This window comes from Roseovarius sp. MMSF_3281 (assembly GCF_030733685.1).
GTDB lineage: Bacteria > Pseudomonadota > Alphaproteobacteria > Rhodobacterales > Rhodobacteraceae > Roseovarius.
The window spans coordinates 215,433-231,652 of record NZ_JASHIM010000003.1; the positions used below are offsets into that span (position 1 = coordinate 215,433).

14 protein-coding genes and 1 riboswitch are annotated in these 16,220 nt (G+C 63.9%); of the genes, 8 read left to right on the plus strand and 6 right to left on the minus strand.

The window, feature by feature from the left end; genetic code table 11:
- Positions 1-71 precede the first annotated feature (71 nt).
- The 3 genes from RBB32_RS06135 to RBB32_RS06145 all read left to right on the plus strand — a co-directional run bounded on the left by RBB32_RS06135 (position 72) and on the right by RBB32_RS06145 (position 2,303).
- Positions 72-1,232 (plus strand): geranylgeranyl reductase family protein, encoded by a 1,161-nt coding sequence (locus RBB32_RS06135; protein WP_306151812.1) that lies wholly within the window; start codon positions 72-74, stop codon positions 1,230-1,232.
- 77 nt (positions 1,233-1,309) lie between these two features.
- Entirely contained in the window at positions 1,310-1,876 is a 567-nt protein-coding gene (locus tag RBB32_RS06140; protein ID WP_306151813.1) for a L,D-transpeptidase, read from the plus strand.
- A 220-nt stretch (positions 1,877-2,096) separates the two neighbouring features.
- A complete protein-coding gene (locus RBB32_RS06145) occupies positions 2,097-2,303 on the plus strand; it encodes a cold-shock protein (RefSeq protein WP_306151814.1) in 207 nt (68 codons plus the stop codon).
- 207 nt (positions 2,304-2,510) lie between these two features.
- On the opposite strand, the gene RBB32_RS06150 is transcribed toward RBB32_RS06145, so the two are convergent.
- A complete protein-coding gene (locus tag RBB32_RS06150) occupies positions 2,511-3,164 on the minus strand; it encodes an arylesterase (RefSeq protein WP_306151815.1) in 654 nt (217 codons plus the stop codon).
- A gap of 40 nt (positions 3,165-3,204) precedes the next feature.
- On the opposite strand from RBB32_RS06150, the gene RBB32_RS06155 reads away from it, so the two are divergent.
- The 3 genes from RBB32_RS06155 (at position 3,205) to RBB32_RS06165 (ending at position 7,346) form a co-directional block, all read left to right on the plus strand.
- Positions 3,205-3,903 carry an ABC transporter ATP-binding protein gene (locus tag RBB32_RS06155; protein WP_306151816.1) on the plus strand — a complete coding sequence of 233 codons (699 nt, stop codon included), beginning with the start codon at positions 3,205-3,207 and terminating at the stop codon, positions 3,901-3,903.
- Positions 3,894-6,413, plus strand: a complete 2,520-nt coding sequence (locus tag RBB32_RS06160; RefSeq protein ID WP_306151817.1) for an ABC transporter permease — start codon at positions 3,894-3,896, stop codon at positions 6,411-6,413. Before RBB32_RS06155 ends, RBB32_RS06160 begins: the two co-directional genes overlap by 10 nt.
- A 69-nt stretch (positions 6,414-6,482) precedes the next feature.
- Positions 6,483-7,346: an inositol monophosphatase gene (locus RBB32_RS06165; protein ID WP_306151818.1), complete on the plus strand. Its 864-nt coding sequence runs from the start codon at positions 6,483-6,485 to the stop codon at positions 7,344-7,346.
- A 60-nt stretch (positions 7,347-7,406) separates the two neighbouring features.
- Here RBB32_RS06165 and gcvP read toward each other — a convergent pair whose 3' ends face one another.
- The 4 genes from gcvP to RBB32_RS06185 form a co-directional block, all read right to left on the minus strand.
- On the minus strand, positions 7,407-10,256 hold the full coding sequence (gene gcvP / locus RBB32_RS06170) for an aminomethyl-transferring glycine dehydrogenase (RefSeq protein WP_306151819.1): 2,850 nt from the start codon (positions 10,254-10,256) through the stop codon (positions 7,407-7,409).
- Positions 10,257-10,459: 203 nt separating this feature from the next.
- Positions 10,460-10,819 carry a glycine cleavage system protein GcvH gene (gene gcvH, locus RBB32_RS06175; RefSeq protein ID WP_306151820.1) on the minus strand — a complete coding sequence of 120 codons (360 nt, stop codon included), beginning with the start codon at positions 10,817-10,819 and terminating at the stop codon, positions 10,460-10,462.
- A gap of 19 nt (positions 10,820-10,838) precedes the next feature.
- Complete coding sequence (gene gcvT, locus RBB32_RS06180) at positions 10,839-11,966, minus strand: glycine cleavage system aminomethyltransferase GcvT (RefSeq protein ID WP_306151821.1); 1,128 nt, start codon at positions 11,964-11,966, stop codon at positions 10,839-10,841.
- A 162-nt stretch (positions 11,967-12,128) separates the two neighbouring features.
- Positions 12,129-12,215: riboswitch (glycine riboswitch) on the minus strand.
- Positions 12,216-12,244: 29 nt separating this feature from the next.
- Positions 12,245-12,697: an Rrf2 family transcriptional regulator gene (locus tag RBB32_RS06185; RefSeq protein WP_306151822.1), complete on the minus strand. Its 453-nt coding sequence runs from the start codon at positions 12,695-12,697 to the stop codon at positions 12,245-12,247.
- A gap of 91 nt (positions 12,698-12,788) precedes the next feature.
- Here RBB32_RS06185 and RBB32_RS06190 point away from each other — a divergent pair, with 91 nt between their 5' ends.
- Together RBB32_RS06190 and RBB32_RS06195 are read left to right on the plus strand one after the other, a co-directional pair.
- The gene (locus RBB32_RS06190) at positions 12,789-13,355 is read left to right on the plus strand and encodes a gamma-glutamylcyclotransferase family protein (RefSeq protein ID WP_306151823.1); all 567 of its coding nucleotides are present in this window, start codon (positions 12,789-12,791) and stop codon (positions 13,353-13,355) included.
- A gap of 55 nt (positions 13,356-13,410) precedes the next feature.
- Positions 13,411-14,679, plus strand: coding sequence for a DUF2254 domain-containing protein (locus RBB32_RS06195; RefSeq protein ID WP_306151824.1), 1,269 nt, complete (start codon positions 13,411-13,413; stop codon positions 14,677-14,679).
- 209 nt (positions 14,680-14,888) lie between these two features.
- Here RBB32_RS06195 and gltX read toward each other — a convergent pair whose 3' ends face one another.
- The gene (gltX, locus tag RBB32_RS06200; RefSeq protein ID WP_306151825.1) at positions 14,889-16,214 is read right to left on the minus strand and encodes a glutamate--tRNA ligase; all 1,326 of its coding nucleotides are present in this window, start codon (positions 16,212-16,214) and stop codon (positions 14,889-14,891) included.
- Positions 16,215-16,220 lie beyond the last annotated feature (6 nt).

Below are 16,220 nucleotides of genomic sequence, written 5' to 3' on the forward strand. Positions count from 1 at the left end.
CGGTGCGCGCCCCGCCCGGGGCATGACTGCGATGTCTTTTCGCGCACAAGCGAAAGGCCTATGACGGCGGTATGAAACAGGTCGATCTGGTCATCCTGGGCGCAGGCCCCGCAGGGAGCGCCGCCGCCGTCACCGCCCGGCGGGCCGGACTGAGCGTTGCGCTGATCGACAAGGCGCGCTTTCCAAGGGACAAGCTGTGCGGCGGGTTGATCACCGGCCGCTGCGCCGGGCATCTGGCACGGGTCTTTGGGCAGGAGATCACCGCCGACCTGTTCGAAACCCGCCATCATTTCGAGTTTTACATGCAAGGCCGTGACCTTGGCAGATTGACGGATGTGCCGCCCCTGCATCTGACCACGCGCCGCGCGTTCGACGCACGGCTGTTGGGCCATGCGCTTGCAGCCGGGGCCGAGGATTACACCGGCCAGCGCGTGACGCGTTTCGACCCCGCGCAGAACCAAGTGACACTGGATAGCGGCGCCACCCTTGCCTTCAAGGTTCTGATCGGCGCCGACGGGGTGCAAAGCCCGGTGGCCAAGGCCCTGTTTGGCCGGGCCTTTGACCCCGCGCGGGTGGGGTTCGCGCTTGAAGTCGAGGCCCCCGCGCGGCCCCCAGACGAGGCCATGCCGATCAGGATCGACTTCGCCGCGGCCCATTGGGGCTATGGATGGTCTTTTCCCAAGAGCGGATCAACCACCGTTGGGCTTGGCGGTTTGCATCACGAGAACCCGGATATGAACGCGCACCTAGCGGCCTACCTCGATCTGCTCGGGGTTGGCCATGACGCCCGGGTCAAGGGCCATTTCCTGCCTTTTGGCGAGGCCAAGTCACACCCTGGCCGGGCCAATATCCTGCTGGCGGGCGACGCGGCGGGCCTTGTCGATCCGATCACCGGCGAGGGCATCGGCCATGCCATCCATTCGGGCGAATTGGCCGCCCTCGCGGCCGCCCATGCCATCGCAACCGGCGCGCCGGAAACGGCATTGAGGCACTATCGGCGCGCCAGCCGCCCGATCCGGCGCGCGGTGGCGCAAGCCCGCTGGCTTCGCCCGCTGATTTTCACGGCGCGCCTACAGCCCTTTTTCGCCCGCGGCTTCGCCAATTCCCGCCGTTTGAAACATGACTACATGCAGCTTCTGTCCGGCAAGAGCGACTATCCGGACCTGCTTTGGCGGGTGGTCACGCATCTGCCGGCGGCGATTCTGCGCAACATCCGCGGAAAAAATCGTTAAACTCAATCACTTGATTTTGATTTTTCCCTTGGCCGGTGGCAACATAGGTGGCCTGTGCAACAAGGGGAACGCACCAAATGATCAAACGCCGCCACTTCATGGCCACCGGTATGGCCGCCCTCGCCGCACCCGCGATCGTGCCGGGCGCCGCCCATGCCTTCGAGGTCGCCGATAAATTCAAGCCCACCAAGGTGCGGGTTCGCGCGCCCTATGAACCGGGTCAGTTGCTGATCCTGCCGCGGGCGCATTTCCTGTATTTCCTGACCGGCGAGCAAGAGGCGCTGCGCTATGGCGTGGGCGTTGGCAAGGCAGGGCTGCAATTCACCGGCACCGCGACCATCGACGTCAAGAAAAAGTGGCCCACGTGGCGCCCCACCAACGAGATGATCGAACGCGAGCCGCGCACCTATGCCAAGTTCGTGGATAACGATTATGTCCAGCCGGGCGGCCCGGACAACCCCTTGGGCGCGCGGGCGCTGTACCTGTTCCAGAACGGGCGCGACACCTATTTCCGCATCCACGGAACCACCGCGCCCCGCTCGATCGGGCGTTCGGTCTCGAACGGGTGTATCCGGATGCTGAACGCGCATGTGAAGGACCTTTATGAGCGCGTGCCGATCGGCACCACGGTCACGGTTCTTTAAGCGCGGCCCTGACCGGCCCGATGCACGCCCGGGGCGACCTGGGCGTTTTCAGGGCCATGCCGAATCCTTGAAATCGGTTTTGGCTTGGCCCATATTTTTCACTGCGACGTTACCTCTATCGACTACCTGCTCCTCTACGGCTCAGTCACTCGATCTAGCACTGACTACGCCGGGCTGCCGCACTACCGCGGGCAGCATAAGACAACAAGGAGACTGACGGATGGCTTCAGGTACCGTCAAATGGTTCAACACCACCAAAGGCTATGGCTTTATCGCGCCCGAGGGCGGCGGCAAGGACGTTTTCGTTCACATTTCCGCCGTTGAGCGCGCCGGTCTGACCGGTCTGGCCGACAACCAGAAAGTGACCTTCGACATCGAAGCAGGCCGCGATGGCCGCGAGGCGGCGTCGAACATCGCGCTGGCCTAAAAGGCCCTTTCGGTGAAAGATTTTCAGGGCCCCATCGGGGCCCTGTTTTACGTTGGCCGCAGGCCTCTCAGTATAGACCGCGCCAAGGGCCAAGCCCGTTCGAACGGGCTTGTCAAACGCGGTTTTTAAACCGCGTCGAAAGCGCCTTGAAAGGCGCTTGTTCCAAGCCGTTTCGAAACGGCTTGGCTGGCGGTTCGGCAGAAGGTTTCAGGCTCCCGGCCCCTCGACCCGGTCGATCAACGCCATCACTTTCGGCCCCAACCCTTCGACGATCTTCTTGACCCCTTCGGCGTTGGGGTGAATCCCGTCGTCCTGAAAATACTCCCGCGCCTTGGCGGGGTCGGCGGTGCCTATCCCGGCAAAGAAGCTTTCGGCGTAAAGCGTGCCATAGGCCGTGGCCAGTTCGGGGTAAAGGCTGTCGAAATCCTGCTTGTACTCGGGCCCGTAGTTGCCCGGGGCCTGCATCCCGACCAAAAGCACCTCGACCGATTTCGCCTGTGCTACCTTCAGGATCTGCTCGATATTCGCCCGCGTCACGCCCGGATCAATCCCGCGCAACAGGTCATTGCCGCCCAGCGTCACGATCATCGCGTCGACATCGGGTGTCAGGCTCCAGTCCACGCGCGCGGCCCCTCCGGCGCTGGTATCGCCCGAGACACCGCCATTGATCACCGCCACGTCGGCCCCCTGCGCTTCAAGCCATGCGTCCAGTTGCGGAACGAACCCGTTCTCTTCGATCAGGCCGTAGCCCTGGGTCAGGCTATCGCCCAGCGCCAGAACGCGGATATCGTCGGCCATGGCGGCAAAAGGCATCAGGGCACAAAGAATAGCCGCCGCCACCTTGCCCCTTGGCCAAGCCATGCCATATCTGACCCATCGTCTTTGTCCCAGGTGCTTTCGCATGTCCAATCCCGTCTTGTCGCTTACCGATGCCGCGCTTACCCTTGAGGGGAACGCGGGCCCTGTTCAGATACTTGATGCGATCACGCTCAATGTCCACAGGGGCGAGACACTTGGCCTGATCGGGCCGTCGGGGTCCGGCAAATCTTCGCTTTTGATGCTGATGGGCGGATTGGAGCGCGCCACGGGTGGGCAGGTGACCGCCCTTGGCCATGACCTGTCGGCCATGAGCGAGGATGCTCTGGCCCGCCTGCGCCGCGATCATTTCGGGGTGGTCTTCCAATCCTTCCACCTGATCCCGACGATGACCGCGCTGGAAAACGTGGCGACGCCGCTGGAACTGGCCGGCAAGCCCGATGCGCAAACCCGCGCGCGGGAAGAGCTTGAGGCCGTGGGGCTTGCCTCGCGCATGAACCACTATCCCTCGCAGCTTTCGGGTGGGGAGCAACAGCGCGTGGCGCTGGCCCGCGCCGCCGCGCCGCGGCCCGAGATCGTGCTGGCCGATGAACCCACCGGCAACCTTGACAGCCGCACGGGCGCGGGCATCATCGACCTGCTTTTCGGGTTGCGCAACCGGCATGGCGCCACCCTGATCATGGTCACCCACGCGCCCGAACTGGCCGAGCGGTGCGACCGGGTGATCGCCCTTGGCGACGGGCGCATTGCCCCGGAAAGCACCGAGGCCCCGGCATGCGCCTGATCACGGCCGCCCGCATTGCCCGGCGGGAGTTGCGCGGCGGGTTGCGCGGCTTTCGCATCTTCCTGGCCTGCGTCATCCTTGGGGTGGCGGCCATCGCCGCCGTGGGCACGGTGCGCGAAAGCATCACCCAAGGGCTGGCCCGCGAAGGGGCGACGCTTCTGGGGGGCGATGCCGAGATCGAGATCACCTATCGTTTCGCCTCTGAGGCCGAGCGCGCATGGATGGAGGACACCGCCCTTCGGGTTTCCGAAGTGGTCGATTTCCGTTCCATGGTGACCACGCCCGAGGGCGAACGCGGGTTGACCCAGGTGAAGGCCGTCGATGATACCTATCCTTTATTGGGACAGGTCACGCTTGACCCGCCCATGCCGCTGGCGCAGGCACTGGACGGGGCCAACGGCCTGCCCGGCGTGGTGATGCACCCGGTTCTGATGGATCGGCTGGGCCTGAGCCCCGGCGAGACCGTCCGCCTTGGCAGCAAGGAATTTCACCTTTCCGCCCGCCTGACCGGCGAGCCGGACAATGCCACCGCGGGCTTTGGCCTTGGGCCGCGCACCATTCTGCGCACCTCGGCCCTCGACGGTTCGGGCCTTCTTGCCCCCGGCACGCTTTACAGCAGCGATTACCGGCTGGACCTGCCCGACGATGCCGATCTTTCGGCCATGGAAGAGGCCGCGCAGGACGCCTTTCCCGACAGCGGCTTTCGCTGGCGCGATGCGCGCAACGGCGCGCCCAACGTGGCCGAATTCGTGGAACGGCTGGGGGCTTTCCTTGTGCTGGTGGGCCTTTCGGGGCTGGCCGTGGGGGGCGTGGGTATCTCGGCGGCCCTGCGCGCCTATCTTGCCACCAAGACCGAAACCATCGCCACCCTGCGCACCTTGGGGGCCGACCGTCAGACCGTGTTCCTGACCTACCTTTTGCAGACCGGCACATTGGCGCTTTTCGGCCTTGTCGTCGGCCTTGCGCTTGGCGTCGGCCTGCCCGTCCTGCTGGCCCCGCTGCTTGAGGCCCGCCTGCCGGTGCCCGCCGCCTTCGCCCCCTACCCCGGCCCGATGGCCGAAGCCGCGCTTTACAGCATCCTGACGGTGCTTATTTTCACCCTCTGGCCACTGGCCCGGGCGCAGGAAACCCGCGCCGCCAGCCTGTTTCGCGAGGCGCTTTCCGGCGCGCGCAGCCTGCCGCGCTGGCCCTACTTGTCAGCCATCGCCCTGCTGACCGCGCTGCTTGTCACCGCCGCCGCGTTTTTCTCGGGCAACCTGCCGCTGACCCTCTGGACGGCGGGCGGCATTGCCGGGGCCTTGGCGCTTCTGGCGCTGGCCGCTTGGGGCATCCGGCACGCGGCACGGCGCCTGAAGCCGCTGGCCCGGGGCCGCCCCGCTTTGGGCTGGGCCTTGGCGGCCATTGGCGGGCCGGGCACAACGGCGGGGCCGGTTGTCCTGTCGCTGGGGCTTGGGCTGTCGGTGCTGGCGGCCGTGGGGCAGATCGACAGCAACCTGCGCGGCGCCATCGCCCGCGATCTGCCCACCCGCGCGCCATCCTATTTCTTCGTCGATATCCAGAAGGATCAAATGCCGCAGGTGCGCGACCGCCTTGAGAACGACCCGGCGGTGAGTGGTCTTGACAGCGCGCCGATGCTGCGCGGCATCCTGTCCAAGATCAACGGGGAACCAGCAACCGAGGTGGCCCCCGGCCATTGGGTTGTCGAAGGGGATCGCGGCATCACCTATGCCGCCACCCTGCCCGAGCGTACGCGGCTGGTCGCGGGCGAATGGTGGGACCCGGACAACCAAGGCAAACCGCAAGTCAGCTTTGCCGCCGAAGAGGCCGAGGAAATGGGCCTCAAGCTTGGTGATATGCTGACGCTGAATATTCTTGGCCGCGATATCGAGGCGGAAATCACCTCGCTTCGCGAGGTGGATTTTTCCACCGCCGGGATGGGGTTCATCATGGTGATGAACCCCGCCGCGATCGAGGCCGCGCCGCATACTTTCATCGCCACCGTCTATGCCGAGCGCGAGGCCGAGGCGCAGATTCTGCGCGATCTGGCCGGGCGTTTCCCCAATATCACCGCGATCCGCGTGCGCGATGCGATTGCCCAGGTCTCGGACCTTCTGGCCGGGCTTGCCTCGGCCACCACATGGGGGGCGGCGGCCACCCTGCTGACCGGATTTCTGGTGCTGATCGGGGCGGCGGCGGCCGATCAATCCGCCCGCACCCGCGAGGCGGCGATTCTGAAAACGCTTGGGGCCACCCGGGCCCGCCTGCTGGGCAGTCTTGCCTTGCGCGCCGCCCTTCTGGGCGGGGCGGCGGGCCTTGTGGCATTGGCGGCGGGCCTGACCGGCGGCTGGGCCGTCAGCCATTTCGTCATGGAAACCGATTTCGAGATTGCATGGATCTCGGCGGCGGCCATCATCATCGGTGGCGCGCTTATCAGCCTGTTGGCGGGCTTGGGGTTTGCATGGGCGCCACTCCGCGCACGGCCCGCCCGTATCCTGCGGGCGCGCGATTGACCGCGTTGCACATCACGACCTAAGCTGGCACCCCTTCGCACAACAGCCCCCAAGCCCGCGGATACCGCCATGACCGATTCCCTGCCCATTCCCCTTACCTCGCTCAGCACCGCGCAGAAGACCGCGTTGATCAACCTTGTGCGGCGCACCGCCAAGGCCGAGATCATGCCGCGGTTTCGCAACCTTGGGCATGCCGACATCTCGGCCAAATCCTCGCCCTACGACCTGGTGACCGAGGCCGATCTGGCCGCCGAGGCCATGCTGGCGCGCGGCATCCAGGGCATGTTTCCCCATGCCCTCGTGGTCGGCGAAGAAGCCAGCAGCACCGACCCCGAGTTGCGCGGCAAGATCGACGAGGCCGAGCTTGCCTTTATCCTCGACCCGGTGGACGGCACGTGGAATTTCGCCCATGGGCTGCCGCTTTTCGGGGTGATCCTTGCCGCCACCCGTTTCGGCAAGCCGGTTTTCGGCCTGCTTTACGATCCGGTGATGGACGATTGGATTACCGCCGATCTGGAGACCGCCGCGCATCTGTCGCGCAGCATGGGGGCGGCGCGGCCCCTTTCGGTGTCGCGCGGGGGCGATATCGACTCGCTTTCGGGGTATGTCCACCTTTACCTGATGCCGCAGGAGGTGCAGGCGCAAATGGCCAGCCGCCTGCCCGACTTTGCCCGCACCCTGATGTTGCGTTGCTCGTGCCACGAATACCGGACGCTGGCGCAAGGCGGGATGGATTTTGCCCTGTCCAGCGTGCCCAACCCGTGGGATCACGCCGCGGGCCTGTTGATTTGCCAACAGGCGGGCGGGGTGGCGCGGATGCTGGATGGCCGCGATTATAACGCCGGGATCACCGAGGGGCATATCCTGACCGCGCCGGACGAGGACACATGGAACCGCCTGCGCAATCACTTCGCTTTCTTGCTGGACGACTAAAAAGGGGTGGCTTTCCGACGAAAGCCACCCCGCGATGCATCGCCCTAGATTGGTCAGGGCCTATTCCGCCGCTTCGGCATAATCCTCCATCGGCGGGCAGGTGCAGACCAGGTGCCGGTCGCCATAGACGTTATCGACCCGGTTCACCGGCGGCCAGTATTTATCCACCCGGAAGGCCCCCGGCGGGAAGCAGGCCTGTTCGCGGCTATAGGGCCGATCCCAGTCCTTGACCAAATCCTCCATGGTGTGCGGCGCGTGCTTGAGCGGGTTGTTGTCGCGGTCGATATTGCCCTCTTCGATCTCGCGGATTTCCTTGCGGATCGACAACATCGCATCGCAGAATCGGTCCAATTCGGCCTTGGTCTCGGATTCCGTCGGCTCGATCATCAGCGTCCCGGCCACCGGCCAACTCATGGTTGGCGCGTGAAACCCGTTGTCCATCAGGCGCTTGGCGATATCGTCCACCGTCACGCCCGCGCTTTCGGCGAAGGGGCGGGTGTCGACGATGCATTCATGCGCCACGCGGCCATTGCGGCCCTTGTAAAGAACGTCATAGGAGCCTTCGAGGCGCTTGGCGATATAGTTGGCATTGAGGATGGCGACCCGCGTTGCCTGTGTCAGGCCCTCACCGCCCATAAGCAGGCAATAGGCCCAACTGATCGGCAGGATCGAGGGCGATCCGAAAGGCGCGGCACTTACCGGCCCTTCCGCGCCGCCGGTTTGCGGGTGCCCCGGCAGATGCGGCGCCAGATGCGCCTTCACGCCGATCGGCCCCATGCCCGGGCCGCCGCCGCCATGCGGGATGCAGAAGGTCTTGTGCAGGTTCAAATGGCTTACGTCGCCGCCAAGATCGCCGGGGCGGCTTAGCCCGACCATGGCATTAAGGTTGGCCCCGTCGATATAGACCTGCCCGCCGTGGTCATGGGTGATCTGGCAAATCTCTTTCACGCCTTCCTCGAACACGCCATGGGTGCTGGGATAGGTGATCATGCAGCCCGCCAGGTTCTCGGAATGCTGCTCGGCCTTGGCGCGGAAATCCGCGATGTCGATGTCGCCGTTTTCATCCGACTTCACCGGCACGACCTTCCAGCCCACCATTTGCGCACTGGCCGGGTTGGTGCCATGGGCGCTCATCGGGATAAGACAGATATTGCGATGCCCTTCGCCATTGGCCCGGTGATAGGCGGCAATGGTCAGAAGGCCCGCGTATTCCCCCTGTGCGCCCGAATTGGGCTGCATCGACAGGTCGTCATAGCCGGTGATCTCGCACAGCTTGGCCGACAAATCGCGGATCATCTCAAGATAGCCCTCGGCCTGATCTTCCGGGCAGAAGGGGTGCAGCCGCGAAAACTCGCGCCAACTCACCGGCATCATCTCGGCCGCTGAATTCAGCTTCATCGTGCAAGACCCCAGCGGGATCATCGCCCGGTCCAACGCCAGATCCCGATCCGCCAAGCGCCGCATGTAGCGCATCATCTCGGTCTCGGCCCGGTTCATGTGGAAAATCGGGTGGGTCAGGTACTCGGACGCGCGGTGCATATCCTCGGGGATGCGATACTCGGGCGTGAAATCATCGTCCTGCTGTTTGATCCCGAAAGCTCGCCAGACGGCCTCGACCGTTGCCGGGCGCGCGGCTTCGTCCATGGAAATGCCGACCCGGCGCTCGCCCACGCGGCGCAGGTTCACGCCCTCGTCCACAGCCGATTTCAGAACCGCCGATTGCAGCGGCCCCACGTCCACGGTGATCGTGTCGAAAAACACCTTCGGATCCACCTTGAAGCCCGCCGCCTCAAGCCCCTTGGCCAGACGCACGGTCTTGCGGTGAATCCGCTGCGCGATGGCCTTGAGGCCCTTGGGCCCATGAAACACCCCGTACATCGACGCCATGACCGCCAGCAGCGCCTGCGCGGTGCAGACATTGCTGGTCGCCTTCTCGCGCCGGATATGCTGTTCGCGGGTTTGCAGGGACAGCCGGTACGCCTTGTTGCCGTGGCTATCCACCGAAACACCCACGATCCGCCCCGGCATCGACCGCTTGTAGGCATCGCGACAGGCCATGTAGGCCGCGTGCGGCCCGCCGTACCCCATCGGCACGCCGAAGCGCTGCGTGCTGCCCACGGCCATATCGGCATCCATGGCACCGGGTTCTTTCAACAGGGTCAGGGCCAGGGGATCGGCGGCCAGGATGCCAATCGCCTTGTGTTCGTGCAGGGCGGCAATATGGCTGGTGAAATCGCGCACATGCCCATAGGTGCCGGGATACTGGAAGATCGCGCCAAAGACCTTGTCGGCCTCCAGCTTGTCGGGGTTGCCGACGATCACCTCGATGCCCAGCGGTTCGGCCCGGGTTTTCATCACCGCGATATTCTGCGGATGGCAATCACGATCCACGAAAAACGCCTTGGCCTTCGATTTGGCCACCCGCTGTGCCATGGTCATCGCCTCGGCACAGGCCGTCGCCTCGTCCAGCAACGAGGCATTGGCAATCTCAAGCCCGGTAAGGTCGCTGATCATGGTCTGGTAATTCAACAGCGCCTCAAGCCGCCCTTGGCTGATCTCGGGCTGATAGGGGGTATAGGCGGTGTACCACGCGGGGTTTTCAAGAATATTGCGCTGAATCGCCGGGGGCGTCACGGTACCGTAGTACCCTTGCCCGATCAGCGAGGTCAGAACCTTGTTCTTGCCCGCCGTCATCCGCATCTTGTGCATCAACTCGCGCTCGGACAGCGGTTTGCCGAAATCAAGCGCTGCGTCCTGACGGATGGATTTCGGAACGGTCTCGTCGACCAGCCCCTCAAGGCTTTTCGCCCCCAAGACCTCCAGCATCTCGCCCATTTCCTCGGGCGAGGGGCCGATATGGCGGCGGTTGGCGAAATCATACGGCAGGTAATCCGTTGGTTCGAACGGCATCTTTCATGCTCCCCGGGCGGGCTTCCACCGCCCCTGTTTCATCTTTCCAAAAAGCGTTTCGCCGTTAACCTGTGACATCAGATGAAGGCGAAACGCGCGCACCGATCAAGTGCTGCACGGCATTTCACGAAAAGCTGCGTTCAGGTTTTTCGTGAAACGCTTTAAATACTCTCGCCGGAGGCATCCCCGGGCGGCCAGAGGCGTCAGCCCACGAAGTCCTTATAGGCCGCTTCATCCATGTAATCGTCCATCTGGCTGAGGTCGCTGGGCTTGATCTTGAAGAACCACGCATCGCCCGTGGGATCATCGTTCACCTTGCCTGGCTCATCGACCAGCGCCTCGTTCACCTCGGTGATCTCGCCGTCCAGCGGGGCCAGGATATCGCTGGCGGCCTTGACGCTTTCGATCACCACGATCTCGTCGTCCTTGGCCACCTCGCCGCCCACTTCGGGCAGTTCCACGAAGACCACATCGCCCAGTTGCTCGCTGGCGTGCTCGGTGATGCCCACGACCACGACGTCACCCTCAACGCGCAGCCATTCGTGTTCTTCGGTAAATTTCATTGCTGTCTCTCCCTGTGTGTCAGCGTTTGAAGTTGGCCGGGGTAAAGGGCAGGGCCGCCACCGTCACCGGCTGTCGTTTGCCCCGAACCTCCCCGAAAAGCTTTGTACCTTCGGCGGCTTGGTCACCGGGGACATACCCCATCGACATCGGCCCGCCAATCGTCGGCCCGAAGGCGCCCGATGTGACCGCGCCTATCGGCGCACCACCCTCAGGCCCGGCGTAAATCTCGGTGCCTTCGCGCATCGGCGCGCGCCCCTCGGGGCGCAGGCCCACGCGGCGGCGCGGTGCGCCGTTTTCCAACTGGTCAAGAATCACGTCAGCGCCCGGGAAACCGCCCTCGCGCTCGCCGCCCTTGCGGCGCGTTTTTTGAATGGCCCAGGACAGGGCCGCTTCCACCGGTGTCGTGCTTTCGTCGATGTCATGGCCATAAAGGCAAAGCCCGCCTTCCAACCGCAGGCTATCGCGCGCGCCAAGGCCGATGGGTTCCACCTCTTCCTCGGCCAACAGGGCGCGGGCAAGGCCCTCGGCCTGATCTGCCGTGACGGACACTTCATAGCCATCTTCGCCGGTATAGCCCGAACGTGAAATCCAAAGCTCGCCAAAGGGGCTTTCCATCACGGCCACATCCATGAAACGCATCCCGGCCACGCCCGGCACCAGCCGCGCCAGAACCGCCTCGGCCTGTGGGCCTTGCAAAGCCAGAAGCGCGCGGTCGGTGATCTCTTCCACCTCGCAGCCCGGCAGGCCCGCACGCATGTGGGCGATATCGGCCTTTTTGCAGGCCGCGTTGACCACCACGAACAGATGATCGTCCCGGTTGGCCAGCATCAGGTCGTCCAGAATTCCGCCCTGGTCGTTGGTGAACATCGCGTATCGCTGCCGCCCCTCGGCCAAACCCAGCACGCTGACCGGCACAAGACCCTCCATCGCGCGGGCTGCCTCGTCATAGCCGCCCGGCGCCCGTACGATCACCTGCCCCATGTGGCTGACGTCGAACAGGCCCGCCGCCGCGCGACAGTGCAGATGTTCCTTCATCACGCCCAGCGTGTACTGAACCGGCATATCATAGCCCGCGAAGGGCACCATCTTGGCCCCCAACTCCACATGCAGGTCGTGAAGGGGCGTTTGGCGCAAGGCGTCGGTCATCGGGTCGTCTCCCAAGTCTGCGCCGTTTGATGAGGTATCAATCCGGCATCGGTTCCGCACGTGCCCGTCAGGCCGCACAACGATGCCCCCTCTGTCCTTTGGCCTGAGATCGCTATCCCTTCGGCGCCCCGACACTGTGTCAGGATCTCTCCAGAGTTTGTCTTAAATCGAATGGTCCCTGTTGCCTGAGAGTTTCCGGGGCGGTTGCTCCTTCGGCACCGGCAAAGCCGGTTCTCCCATCCGATTTGCGTGAAGGGTATTATACAAACAGGGGTGCTTCAAGCCCGTTCGTGACAGGCCGCCGGCATGAACAGCTCCATCAACGGTGCATTGTCGCAAACCAAGGCGTCCAGCGTGACACTGTCCAGATGCGCGTAGAACGCCTCGGCCGCATCGGCAATCGCCAGCTTCAGGCGGCAGGCATCGACCAAGGGGCAGGTATTGTCGACATCGGCAAAACACTCGGCCAAAGGCACATTCGCCTCCAGTTTGCGAAAGACATCGCCGATCACGATTTTTTCTGCCGCACGGCCAAGGGCAATTCCCCCGCTGCGCCCCCTCTGGGTATGCAGGAAATCCAGTTGCGCCAGACGGTTGATCACCTGCGCCAGATGGCTTTCCGAGGTATTGCAGCGCCCGGCAATCTCGGATTTGGTCACCAGCCTGTCGGCATTGGCGGCACAAAACATCAACACGCGGATCGCGATATTGGTGCGTTTGGTGATGCGCATGGTGACCCCTCATTTGCTTGAACCTGTCCGAAACTGCCTGCAAAACAGGCCTATCAACATGACTCAGATCAAACGTGGGCCAGAAAGATACATGAAACATGCATATTTCTTCGGCTACGGCAGCCTTGTGAATCGCGACACCCACGCCTTTGCCGAAGCCCATACCGCCCGCCTCAGCGGTTGGAAACGCATCTGGCGGCATACCAGCCTGCGACCGGTGGCTTACCTTACCGTGGTGCCCGACGCCGACAGCGAGATCGACGGGCTGATCGCTGCCGTGCCGGGCGATGACTGGGCCGCGCTGGACGAGCGCGAACGCGCCTACACCCGCGTGCCCGCCGCGCATCAGGTCACCCATACCCTCACTCACCAGCCCGAGATCGCGGTCTATTCCATCCCCGATGGCGCCCACGGCCAGCCAACCGAAACACACCCTGCCCTGCTCAGTTATATCGACGTGGTGGTCCAAGGCTACCTGCGCGAATTCGGCGAGGAGGGCGCACGCGCCTTTTTCGACACGACCGATGGCTGGGACACCCCCGTTCTGGATGACCGGGCCGATCCGGTTTATCCCCGCCACCGCATCCTTTCCCCCGATGAACGCGCCTTCGTGAGCGACGAGTTGGCCCGGCGCGATATTCGCCTGATCCGCCGCTAAAGCGACTGGACCCTTCCCCCGGCTTGCCCCATTCTGGCGCAAACAAGGGGACATGATGGCCGACTTCAAAACCGCGTCGCAAACAATGATGATCCTGCTGCGGTTTTCCCGCAGGCTTTGGGTACGTGTGACCCTTATGGCACTGTTGTCCATCGCGGCGGCCGTCGCCGCCATGTTCTTTGAAGATTACATGCCCGACAGCCTGCGAAACAGGATTTCACCCGACACGGTGATGCCGATCCTCACGATCCTCGCCTCGGGCATGCTGGCGGTCAGCACCTTTTCCCTCAATGTCATGGTTTCGGCCCATAACGCCGCCGCCTCGCAGGCGACGCCGCGGGCCCACCGCATCCTTCTGGCCGATACGACCACGCAAACCGTGCTGGCCACCTTCATCGGGGCCTTTGTTTATGCGCTGACGTCGATCATTCTGTTGAAGGCGGGGCTTCATGCGGGCGGCTCATCGGTAACGGTGCTTCTTGTGACCGTGGCAGTGGTGGTGCTGGTCATCCTGGCGCTTCTGCGCTGGATCGACCACCTCAGCGACCTGGGCAGCATGGACGCCACCCTGCGCATGACCGAGGCCGAAGCGCGCTCCAGCCTGCAACTTACCCGCCGTGCCCCCGCGCTCAAGGCCAGCCCGCTGACCGCCGACACCCTGATCCCGACCGAGGCCGCGCCGATCCCCTCGCCGCGCTCGGGCTACCTGCAGTTCATCGACGTCGCCCGTATGAACGAGGCCATCAAGGCATCAGAGGCACGTATCTATTTCCACACCGCCCCGGGACAATTCCTGCTCACCGGGCAGCCCGTCGCCTATGCCACGGGCCTTGCGGACAAAGAGGCAAAAGCCGTGCAAAACAGCCTGACCATCGGTCAGCACCGCACCTTTGAACAAGACGCGACCTATGGCCTTCTGGTCCTGTCGGAAATCGCCGCACGCGCGCTTTCGCCCGGGATCAACGACCCCGGCACCGCCATTGACGTCATCGCACGGCAGGAACGCCTGCTTTGGAACTGGGCCCGCGCCGAGGAGGCCAAGGGCGACCCGAAATTCCCCCGCATCTTCGTGCCTGAACTCTCGCGCAACGAAATGATCCAAAGCGCCTTTTCCCGGACGGCCCGCGATGGCGCGGGCACGGTCGAGGTGGTTTGCCGCCTGCTTCACGCCCTGCGCGACCTGCAAGACGCCCCCGACCAAGGTTTGGCAATGGCAGCCGCCGAAATGTCCCAAACCGCGCGCCAATACGCCGAAGAAGGCCTGACCCTGAAATCGGAAAAAGACGTCATGCGCCGCTCTCACGAGGCCTCGCGCATGGGGTGAGCGGCCAAGGCGTTTCCAAACGCCTTGCTTCCCGAACATTGGAATATGCGTCGCAAGTGCCTTGGAAGGTGCTTGCACGAAGGGGTTTCGAAACCCCTTCGGCGTCCCGTGGGACCGCTCAATTGACAGTTCCCCCGCATGACGAAACCGGTCAGGGCCGATAAGCGCGCCCGCGAAAACGACAATATTTTTCGCGGACGGCCAATGGATTATCCCTTGGCCTTGATATTTTGCAGCAGCGGCAAGACCTGGCTCATGTCCGGCCCGTGGCTCTGCCCGGTCAGCGCCTTCCTGAGCGGCATGAACAGCCCCCGGCCCTTGCGCCCCGTGGCCTCTTTCACGGCACTGGTCCACTGGCCCCAGGTCGCATCGTCAAACGGCCCCTCGGGCAGCAGCGCCATGGCCTCGGCCACGAATTCCTTGTCCTCATCGTCGATCACCGGCTCTGCCCCGTCTCGGAACATCGCCCACCACGCCTCAAGGTCATTGAGGGTCGTGATGTTTTCGCGTGTCACCATCCAGAAACGCTCGGCCAGGTCATCGGGAACGCCGATATCGGAAATCTGGCGTTTCACGTCCTCGAAGCCGCGTTCATGCAGGATACGCGCGGTCAGCGGATAAAGGTCATTCACATCGAATTTCGTCGGTGCGGCCCCGAAACGCGTGATATCGAACCCCTCGATCAGCTCTGCCATATCGCTGCGCAGTTCCACCGGGTCGGCCGACCCCAGCCGCGCCATCAGGCTGAGCAGTGCCATGGGCTCCACCCCGGATGCCCGCAAGTCCCGCAGACTGAGCGTTCCAAGGCGTTTCGACAGGCTTTCGCCCTGCGGCCCGGTCAAAAGCGAATGGTGTGCAAAGCTGGGCACATTTCCACCAAGTGCCTGGATGATTTGGATTTGCGTCGCCGTGTTGGTCACGTGGTCCGAGCCGCGCACAACATGGGTCACGCCCATTTCCGTGTCGTCCACGACCGAGGCGAGGGTGTAGAGAAACTGCCCATCGCCACGGATCAACACCGGGTCACTGACGCTTGCCGCGTCGATCGAGGTATGGCCAAGGATGCCATCCTCCCACTCGATCCGCTCATGCTCCAGCTTGAAGCGCCACACGCCATCGCCCCGCTCGGCCCGCAGCGCCGCGCGCTCCTCCTCCGACAGGGTCAGGGCCGCCCGGTCATAGACCGGCGGTTTGCCCATGTTCAGCTGCTTCTTGCGCTTGAGGTCCAGTTCCGTGGGTGTCTCGAACGCCTCGTAAAACCGGCCCATTTCGCGCAGTTTGTCGGCGGCGGCCACGTAACGATCAAGCCGTTCCGATTGCCGCTCAACCTTGTCCCAGTGCAGGCCCAACCATTCCAGATCGGCCTTGATGGCATCCACGTATTCCTCTTTCGAGCGTTCCGGATCGGTATCGTCGATCCGCAGGATGAACTGCCCCCCGGCCTTGCGGGCAATGAGAAAATTCATCAAGGCGGTGCGCAGGTTGCCCACATGGATATAGCCGGTGGGCGACGGGGCGAAACGGGTGGTGGTCATCTGGTG

Coding starts and splice junctions, on each gene's coding strand:
- RBB32_RS06135 (WP_306151812.1), top strand. CDS start 72: ATGAAACAGGTCGATCTGGTCATCCTGGGCGCAGGCCCCGCAGGGAGC.
- RBB32_RS06140 (WP_306151813.1), top strand. CDS start 1,310: ATGATCAAACGCCGCCACTTCATGGCCACCGGTATGGCCGCCCTCGCC.
- RBB32_RS06145 (WP_306151814.1), top strand. CDS start 2,097: ATGGCTTCAGGTACCGTCAAATGGTTCAACACCACCAAAGGCTATGGC.
- RBB32_RS06150 (WP_306151815.1), bottom strand. CDS start 3,164: ATGGCTTGGCCAAGGGGCAAGGTGGCGGCGGCTATTCTTTGTGCCCTG.
- RBB32_RS06155 (WP_306151816.1), top strand. CDS start 3,205: ATGTCCAATCCCGTCTTGTCGCTTACCGATGCCGCGCTTACCCTTGAG.
- RBB32_RS06160 (WP_306151817.1), top strand. CDS start 3,894: ATGCGCCTGATCACGGCCGCCCGCATTGCCCGGCGGGAGTTGCGCGGC.
- RBB32_RS06165 (WP_306151818.1), top strand. CDS start 6,483: ATGACCGATTCCCTGCCCATTCCCCTTACCTCGCTCAGCACCGCGCAG.
- gcvP (WP_306151819.1), bottom strand. CDS start 10,256: ATGCCGTTCGAACCAACGGATTACCTGCCGTATGATTTCGCCAACCGC.
- gcvH (WP_306151820.1), bottom strand. CDS start 10,819: ATGAAATTTACCGAAGAACACGAATGGCTGCGCGTTGAGGGTGACGTC.
- gcvT (WP_306151821.1), bottom strand. CDS start 11,966: ATGACCGACGCCTTGCGCCAAACGCCCCTTCACGACCTGCATGTGGAG.
- RBB32_RS06185 (WP_306151822.1), bottom strand. CDS start 12,697: ATGCGCATCACCAAACGCACCAATATCGCGATCCGCGTGTTGATGTTT.
- RBB32_RS06190 (WP_306151823.1), top strand. CDS start 12,789: ATGAAACATGCATATTTCTTCGGCTACGGCAGCCTTGTGAATCGCGAC.
- RBB32_RS06195 (WP_306151824.1), top strand. CDS start 13,411: ATGGCCGACTTCAAAACCGCGTCGCAAACAATGATGATCCTGCTGCGG.
- gltX (WP_306151825.1), bottom strand. CDS start 16,214: ATGACCACCACCCGTTTCGCCCCGTCGCCCACCGGCTATATCCATGTG.